This window comes from Mesorhizobium sp. M5C.F.Ca.ET.164.01.1.1, from assembly GCF_004792125.1.
GTDB lineage: Bacteria > Pseudomonadota > Alphaproteobacteria > Rhizobiales > Rhizobiaceae > Mesorhizobium > Mesorhizobium wenxiniae.
In genome coordinates, this window is sequence record NZ_SRTG01000434.1 from 1 (window position 1) to 309 (window position 309).

The 309-nt window shown below is 62.8% G+C and carries 1 protein-coding gene; it reads left to right on the forward strand.

Annotated features, from left to right (window positions below; genetic code table 11):
* A partial coding sequence (locus EN807_RS36235) for a hypothetical protein (protein ID WP_210240031.1) occupies positions 1-255 on the forward strand: 255 nt, incomplete at its 5' end.
* Positions 256-309: the final 54 nt, after the last annotated feature.

Consider the following 309-nt stretch of genomic DNA (forward strand, 5'->3'; position numbering starts at 1 on the left):
GGGACATCGGCGCTTCGCAAGAGCCAGCCCTGGATGGGCTTGATGCGCGACAGGACTATACGGCAAAAAAGGCCCGACGGACTGGAACCAGTTGACCACCGGAGCGTTTTGGAGCCCGTGATCCGCTATCTCGCCCTCGCTTTCATCTTCTTCCAGGTCGCCACCACGGCCGCCCTGGCGACGCAGGTGGTGCTGTTTGCTGACAACACGGATGCCGCGCCGCTGCTGGGGGCCGTTGACCTGGCAGGTCAGTGAGCGCTGCCAATCTCCCTTTGACGTAGCGGCGCCTGCAACTTCACGACATGCCAT